The sequence below is a fragment of the Rhodococcus sp. NPDC057014 genome (assembly GCF_042673295.1).
Classification (GTDB): domain Bacteria; phylum Actinomycetota; class Actinomycetes; order Mycobacteriales; family Mycobacteriaceae; genus Rhodococcus_F.
Genome location: NZ_JBHUSF010000388.1, coordinates 1 through 7,621, shown reverse-complemented (window position 1 = coordinate 7,621; position 7,621 = coordinate 1). Strand labels below are relative to the sequence as shown.

General features: G+C 63.5%; 4 protein-coding genes and 1 pseudogene. 2 read left to right on the top strand and 3 right to left on the bottom strand.

The window, feature by feature from the left end; all coding sequences use genetic code 11:
• The first annotated feature begins 730 nt into the window (after positions 1-730).
• On the top strand, positions 731-2,797 hold the full coding sequence (locus ACFTZB_RS40410; RefSeq protein WP_378440766.1) for a pentapeptide repeat-containing protein: 2,067 nt from the start codon (positions 731-733) through the stop codon (positions 2,795-2,797).
• A gap of 727 nt (positions 2,798-3,524) precedes the next feature.
• Positions 3,525-4,778 (top strand): hypothetical protein, encoded by a 1,254-nt coding sequence (locus tag ACFTZB_RS40405; RefSeq protein ID WP_378440764.1) that lies wholly within the window; start codon positions 3,525-3,527, stop codon positions 4,776-4,778.
• 187 nt (positions 4,779-4,965) lie between these two features.
• Here ACFTZB_RS40405 and ACFTZB_RS40400 read toward each other — a convergent pair.
• From ACFTZB_RS40400 to ACFTZB_RS40390, 3 genes and pseudogenes are all read right to left on the bottom strand, one after another.
• Positions 4,966-5,457 (bottom strand): annotated as a pseudogene (locus ACFTZB_RS40400) (hypothetical protein).
• A gap of 191 nt (positions 5,458-5,648) precedes the next feature.
• The gene (locus ACFTZB_RS40395) at positions 5,649-5,888 is read right to left on the bottom strand and encodes a hypothetical protein (RefSeq protein ID WP_378440762.1); all 240 of its coding nucleotides are present in this window, start codon (positions 5,886-5,888) and stop codon (positions 5,649-5,651) included.
• 384 nt (positions 5,889-6,272) lie between these two features.
• On the bottom strand, positions 6,273-7,220 hold the full coding sequence (locus ACFTZB_RS40390; protein WP_378440760.1) for a phosphatidylserine/phosphatidylglycerophosphate/cardiolipin synthase family protein: 948 nt from the start codon (positions 7,218-7,220) through the stop codon (positions 6,273-6,275).
• Positions 7,221-7,621 lie beyond the last annotated feature (401 nt).

Sequence of the window (7,621 nt, the reverse complement as noted above, 5' to 3'; positions counted from 1 at the left end):
CTCGACCGCCACGAACGCGACCATGATCGGCCCGACAAAACAACCGCTCAAGCCCGTGCCGCATGACCCCCAACGAACTTATGGACGGAACCACTTAGCTTCAGCCTGACCGGTCAACGGTCCCTCGCCGCTTCTGGAAATGTCATCGGCAGCGAGATCCTATAAGTTCGTCCTCTTGGAGAGACCAGGTGGCCGGGCACTGGACCGGGTAGAGGCACCCGACTCCTTGAAGCCGCGCCAGGCGCACATTGGATAGCACCTGTGGAGTGGCTACACGAGGCGTGGAAGCATGGACGCTCTGCGGCGCCCAGAGTCTGTGGCATCAGATTTCGACCCCAATTCCTCACGCCTTGTTGAGACTTCCGGTGCCTGACCGGCCGGCGTGCCTGAGCAAGTCCCTGAATTCGGGCAGCGTGCTGGGGAGAAGTTCGTGAGGAGCGCGGGTGTGCTGGTCGGCGTCGGGACTCGGTTCATCCGGCACGGGACCGCAGGGGGAGGTCCCACCCTCACGGCGGCCGCGCGCGGACTCTCGCACCGGCGGGGACCGCTCCGCTGCCTGTCTCCGAGCGAGCGTGGCCCTCATACCTACGCCCCGGAAAGCCGAGCGTCATCACTACATAGAAAAAGCATGTCACCGCCAACGGCGAACATGAACCGAAGGCACGAGGGATTACTCACCGCCGGTGTCAAACCTCAACTACGGGACGCCGGACTGGCGGATGATCGCGATATGGGGACACCGCCCAAACCCGACCCAGACCTTGGCGATGCGCCGACGCCCGCCGAACAGAAACTTCTCGCGGCGGTACGCGCCAACGCGGAATGTGATCTCACAGGGGATGTACCGGCGACAGAGGACGATCCGGCTCGTTGGGGCCATGATCGCATGATCCGCGCCGAGATGCTCCGCCCGCTTCTGCTCAACATCCACCCAGAACTCACGGTCAAGGAGATCGTGATAAAAGGCGCTCGCATAGTCGGCTCCCTCGACCTATCTCGCCAGTCGATTGTCGGCGTAACCCTTCGTCACTGCCAGATCGACGGCATGCGCTGTCCAAGAAGCACCTTCACCGGCGACGCCGTATTCAACGGGGCCACTTTCACCGGCGACGCCATATTCTACGGGGCCACCTTCACCGGCATCACTGGCTTCTCCGGGGCCACCTTCACCGGCCACGCCTGGTTCTACAAGGCCGCCTTCGCCGACCAGGCCGGCTTCTCCGGGGCCACCTTCACCGGCCACGCCCCCGCCGGCTTCTCCGGGGCCACCTTCACCGGCCACGCCATGTTCGACAAGGCAACCTTCACCGGCCACGCCAGGTTCGACGGGGCCACCTTCACTGGCCACGCCATGTTCGACAAGGCAACCTTCACCGGCCCCGCCATGTTCGACGAGGCCACCTTCACCGGCCCCGCCATGTTCGACGAGGCCACCTTCACCGGCCCCGCCATGTTCGACAAGGCTGAAGCGAGTCAGTTTGTTTTAGACGGATGCCGGTTCAGCTCGTCCGAGGTAGGACCGTGGATCGCCGAATCTGTGTCTCTCAACAAGGCGGTCTTCGAGGTCCGCAGTCGCGTAGTGATAGCGGCCGCCTCGGTGACGGCCCACCGGTGTCAAGCCCGTGAAGGTATTCACTTGGCCATCACCTCACCGCACGTGGATTTCTCAGACGGCGAGTTCTTGAAGCCCAGCATCATGGAAGGCATTTCAGCGCCGAAAATCCCGACGAGGAGCTGGCCCGGAACCCTATCGGAGTTTCCGAACGATGGGAACTGGGCTGAACAAATGGATAGGGTCTGGACACACAACGATATGGCCTGGGCTGCACGCATCGAGGCCCACACCTTAACCGAGGGTCTGCGCATGGAGCTGACAGGGATGGCGGGAGCGGCGGTGGTGTCGCTGGCTCGGGCGACGGTGGCCGAGCTGGTGTTGTCGCGGGTGGACCTGTCGGGTTGCACGTTCGAGGGTGCACACGGGTTGGACGAGCTGCGACTCGAGGATTGCACCTTTTCATGGGCACCGGCCTGGTCGTGGCGGCGGCCCTGGATCCGCCGAACCCGTCGGTGGGTGATCGCGGAGGAGAGGCTGTGGCGGCGGGCTTTCACCGCCGGATGGGGTGATCCGCCAGGGGGTGATGCCCGTGTGTTGTCGGCGTCGCAGGTCGCTTCCGTGTATCGGAACCTACGTAAAAGTCACGAGGATGCGAAGAACGAGCCGGGCGCGGCCGACTTCTACTACGGCGAGATGGAGATGCGGCGCGTCGGCGCCCGTAAGCCCCGCCGCGGATTCGTTCCGCCTCCATCCCCTGCCCCGCGTAAGAAGGCCAAGAAGGCCTCGCCATGGGTGGAGCGACGCCTCCTGGACGCGTACTGGGCGGTGTCCGGATACGGCCTGCGCGCTTCCCGCGCGATCGCGGTACTGATCGCTGTGCTGTTTCTGTCGGCGGCGTTGTTCACGCTGCCGGACTTCGCGACGGTGACGTCACCAGTCGAGCGCATCACGAAAATCGAACCAGGGACGGGAGAGGTCCGCTACTCCCCGCTCGATACCGCCTCGACCGACAGTACAGGCGGGCAGGTGCCGGTGGTTCCGTCTGGGACAACCGCGTCGGCGAGCTTCGAACAAGCACTGAAGTTCACGGCACAGGAGGGTCTGTCGCTTCTGCGGCCGGCGGGTACGACACAGATTCGGCCCAGGGGGTGGGGAACGGTCCTCGATTTCTTCGTGCGGTTGGCCTGCCCGGTACTTCTGGCACTGGCAGTGTTGGCGGTCCGTGGCCGCACCAAACGTTGACGTCACACGTCAGTGTCTACTCGAACTGCCCTCCCTGCGCGGCTGGCGAATGGCTCCCCGGATTTCTAGGCCAGGATGAGTGCCCATGCTGTACACCGTGACCTCACTGTGCAGGGGTGCACATTGTTTGCTGCGAAGTTCATCGTCGACACCCATAGATTGGACGATGATCTCAGACATGCTGTGCCCCAACTACTCCCGACTTCCGACTATCACGAGCATCCTGTTCGCCCATCCCAGCACGGGGCACGGCCCGCCCGCATCGTGAGGCCGGATGAAGAAGTGCCAGGGAATTGAGACAGAACATGGTGGCCATCCGTGAGACAAACGGTATACGCGCAGGTCGCAGCGTCTCAAAATGTCATCGACTGTAAAACCCTACAGCTCCTGTAGGGAATCAGAAGTCGTGGCCAAATCTCACGCGAAATGGCCACCCGGTGGCCAGTTGGCCATTTCGGTGAGATTCGCGGCGTGGCGGCATAGTGGGCCAGTGCGGCCGGGTGAATGGATCCAAATGAGTTAACTTCCGTTGTGGGATCGTCTTCTCACCACAGCTCTAGACGCAAGTCGTGTGCGCCATCGTGTTAATGAGCGAAATCTGCAATATCCGCAGTTCAGCTGTCATTCGAGTGATCGACATTGAACTCGATCTGACCAACCCGCCGCAGCAACTCCGGCCGCGGTTTCTTACATTGATGGCTAACCATCTCGAAGGAGTTCAGTCATCGTGCTCGATGTCTCGCCGCGCATTCGCCACGTGGCCGTGCTGATCTGTACAGTCTTGCCCGTGCTCGCAGCGACTGGGTGCGGGTCCGCCTTGAGTGCTGAGAAGCAGGCAGAGCTCTCCTTCTTCGGCCTCGTCCGGCCGGGGGGTGTCGCGGTCAGCAACGCTGGTGATGTTTTCGTCGTCGACGAGGGAAACAATCGCGTGCTCAAGCTCACTGCTGGCGCGACCAGTCAGGAAGAGCTGCCATTCGTCGGTCTTGAGTCGCCAGAAGGCATTGCAGTGAACGACTCCGGTGATTTGTTCGTCGTCGACACGAACAACGATCGAGTTCTGAAGCTGTCAGCAGGAGCGACTCAACAGGTGGAGTTGTCCTTCAAAGGGGTCAGCGAGCCGCACTCCGTCGCCGTCAGCGACGCAGGTAGCGTGTACGTCTCCGATTTCGGTAATCACAGATTGGTCGGGATTCCTGCTGGCGGGACGAGAGCCCTCATAGCCCCGAAGGCGCCAGTTGGATCGAATTACCTCGGCATAGCGGTCGATCCGACGACAAACCATGTCGTAGCTGCGGGCGGCGCCGTCGATCCTATTCGCGATATATCGGATACCGCTATGACTATTCCTGCACTCGGGGAAACCTTCAGCAGCTATGTCGCGATTGACGATCGCGGGACTCTATTCGCCAGTGACTTACCTGGGCGCAAGGTCTTGATGCTCCCGAAAGGGGCTACTGAACCGACTGAGTTGACCGATCTCAAGATCGATGAGATCAAGGGTATCGCGGTTAATGACGCCGGGACGGAGCTCTATGCAACTGACGGCAAGGCCAATAAGGTCGTGAAGGTTCCCGTGCCAGGCGGCAGTGAGAACGCCGCGGGCTCCTCCACCAGCGCTGCAACTTCAACGACGACGACCAGCCTGGCTCAGGTGGGTGCGACCGTTACGTCCATCTCAGCGGTACCGACTTCAACGGCACCTGTAGCGACGTCGACTATACCTCCCATGCGGACTCCACTGACCACGTTCGGGAACGGAGCATGGGCGGTGGGAACGGATATCGCGGCAGGAGTGTACAAAACACCGGGCGCGCCGGCCTCGGCAGATTTTCCGTTCTGCATCTACTCGATCTACCCCTATAAGGGTGCTTCGGTGGATGAACTACTCGACGGCAAGACGTTTCAGGGCCAACAGTATCTGCGCCTGACCGCTGGCCAGGTGGTCGAAACCCAGGGATGCAAATGGACGTTGGACGGCTGAAGTAAAGTCGCGCGACGCACCCTCTCCGCTGACCTGACCATGCGGCCCGGCTCGGCACGCTCGCATGTGATGCTTCCTGAGGAAATGCCAGGAAATTGAGACAGATTGCGATGGCCATACCGTGAGACACATGGGAAACGCCAGTTCGTAGCGTCTCAAAATGTCACCGGCAGCGAGATCCTACATGTCATCGACGAGCACCGGATCCGAAGGTGGTGGGGAAGGGGCTGGGACCGAGTGTGAGGGTGACCGAGGTGGGGTGGAGTCCGACCTGTGGCCAGCCGGTGGTGACGGTCAGTGATCCGGTGGTCGGGTAGGTGCCGATCCAGTACTGCGGCGTGGTGCGGTACGGGCCGGATCCCTCCTGTCCGGAATCGGGTGTCGGGTGGAACGGGTCGGCGAACCCGTCGAGGTCGTCGGCGCCGACGCGGACGGCCAGATAGGATCACTGCGCCGACCAGTCACCGGGGTCGGTCAGGGCCCGGGTTTCGTAGCGCGTGAAGTCGGCGCGGACACCGGTGACGCACAGCGTGAACCGCAGCAGCAACCCGGACGCGAACGCGGTCGCCGCGGACAGCTCGAGGGTGAGGTCCTTCTCCGCCGCGATCGGCATGCCCGCGTGCACGACGATCCCTCCGATGGTGGGCGGCGCGAGGGCCGGCCAACGATGGCGGCGCATGCTTCATCGTCGCATCACCCGTCCCCACGATGCCTGTGAATCTCCTGAGAGTCCCACTCCCAGAAAGTGATTTGAGACCACAACCTCGCAGGCCGGCAACGGAGATCAGGGTGCACACCCACCGCAAGCGTGCTGCCGCCAGAGGAGCGGATCTGTCCGCTCCCGGCAGCGGACGGGGTATGCCGGCCGGATCAGAGGGCGGCGGTGACCAGACCGGCGACGCCGGCGACCACGACGAGCGCGAAAAGGGCCAGCGGGAAGGACCCGAGGACGGTGCACACCAGGATCGTCAGCACGGCCAGGCCGATGATCACGGCAATACCCGCTTCCCAGGACTCGAGGAGCGCCATGTCGGTCGGCACGGGCTCGCCGCGACCGGCGGCGCGGGAGGGCTGGGTGGTGGGCAGATGCGGGCCGGAGACGGCGGTCACGGTGGTGCGGATCCTTTCTGGGCGTTACAGGTTCGTGCGGGTTGATGTCACCGCGCGCAGAGAATTTAGCACTCCCCACGATCGAGTGCTAATGCATTGTTGTGTCGGTATGATTCGGTGAACACCGCGGTCGACTGCACACGATTAGGGGTGCAGACCGGAGTGCGGAGCCGTCTCCCCGTTCGGGCACGGGTCGACCGCGAACGACGGGTCGACCACGAATGGTGAGAACAGTTCACCCTGTCGGCGGGCGGCCAGCACCGCATGGAGATCGCTCGAGCGGCGAGCAGCACTGTCGGGGTTTCCAGCGCCGTCTCGCAATTCCGCTGTTGGGTTCGGCGGTTCCGGCGCAGCCGAGTCCTCCCGTCGAGGTGTTGAGGACGGTCAGAGACCCCACAAGGCGAGCAGGTCGGTCCGTAGACCGGGGGAGCGGACGAAGTGATCGGTCCGCAACCGTGAACCGGGGTGCCCGAGATCGGTGAGCGCCCTCTCGGCATCGGTGAGGGGCAGCGGGGTCAGATCGATGCGGATCCGCAGGAAGTACAGCACCGCACCACCGGATCGCGGGATCTTCATGGGGTCGGACACCACGACGGCCGGCGGGTACACCCATCCGTCGTCGATGGAGACGAAGACGACCACGTCGCCGCGCCGGACAGCGCTGGTTCGGTCGAGGCGCAGCGATTCGAGCGCGTACTTCACCGCCGGTCCAGCCGTGGCCGGTTGCCGCGACCGGTGCTCGTCGAGCACATGCTGTTCGGTGGGACTGGGCTCGTAATCGACCGCATGCTTGACGAACATCCGGGTGACCGGGACCGGCAGAAACTCGGCCTCCGGGTCGCGGATTCGACCGGTCACTCCAGGGATGGGCACTGCCCGGCCGATCTCCCACTCCCGGGCCGCGTTCTCGAGGAAAACCTCATCGACTTCGGTGACCTCGTCGATGCGGTCGATGAACGTCCGCACCGACGCAATCACCTCGGGGTCATCGGTGATGATGACGGCATCGTCGGCGAAGGCCGAGTTCTCGGAGGCATTCGCCGACCCGACCACCGCTCGCCGACCGGTGACGATCACCTTCGCATGCAGGGTCGGCGACGACAGCACCCGAACACCCTCACTGAGGTAGTAGGCGAGGGCGGCGGGGGAGGTGGCATGCGCCCGGATCGCGGCCTTGGACGCGTTGACGACCAACAAGTCACCGGCGCGCAGGGGAAGCAGATCGGGTGCGTCCTGGCCGAGGTAGGCGATCGCCGCGTGGCGGGCGCCGCGGGTGCCGATCGCGCGGGTGATGTGTGGCCACGGGCTCGGCCCGTGGAAGGTGGTCCCCATACCGACTGACGGTAGCGGTCCGTACGTGCGTGGGTGCACTGTTGGTTGCCAGGCGGTGGCGGAGGCCGATGCTGGGCACGATCTTTCGGTATAGTTTCGGGCATCCGGCGCGGTGACGCCGGCGGTACGCACGTCGAACGTTGTTGATGGTTTGGTCGCCAGAGGACGCACGTTCGCCGTGGCACCCACCAGGTGTGGGTCCGAGCGTGGCAGATGGTTACTAAGAGGGTGTCTCATGTGGGGAGTTTCTTGAAGCAGGTGAGTGCGGCGGCGAGGTGGAGGAAACCGGCGAAGTGTTCGCCGTGACGCTCGTAGCGGATGGTCATACGTCGGTAGCCGGTGAGCCAGGCAATGGTGCGTTCGATCTTCCACCGGTACCGGCCGAGGCGATCGTTTCGCTC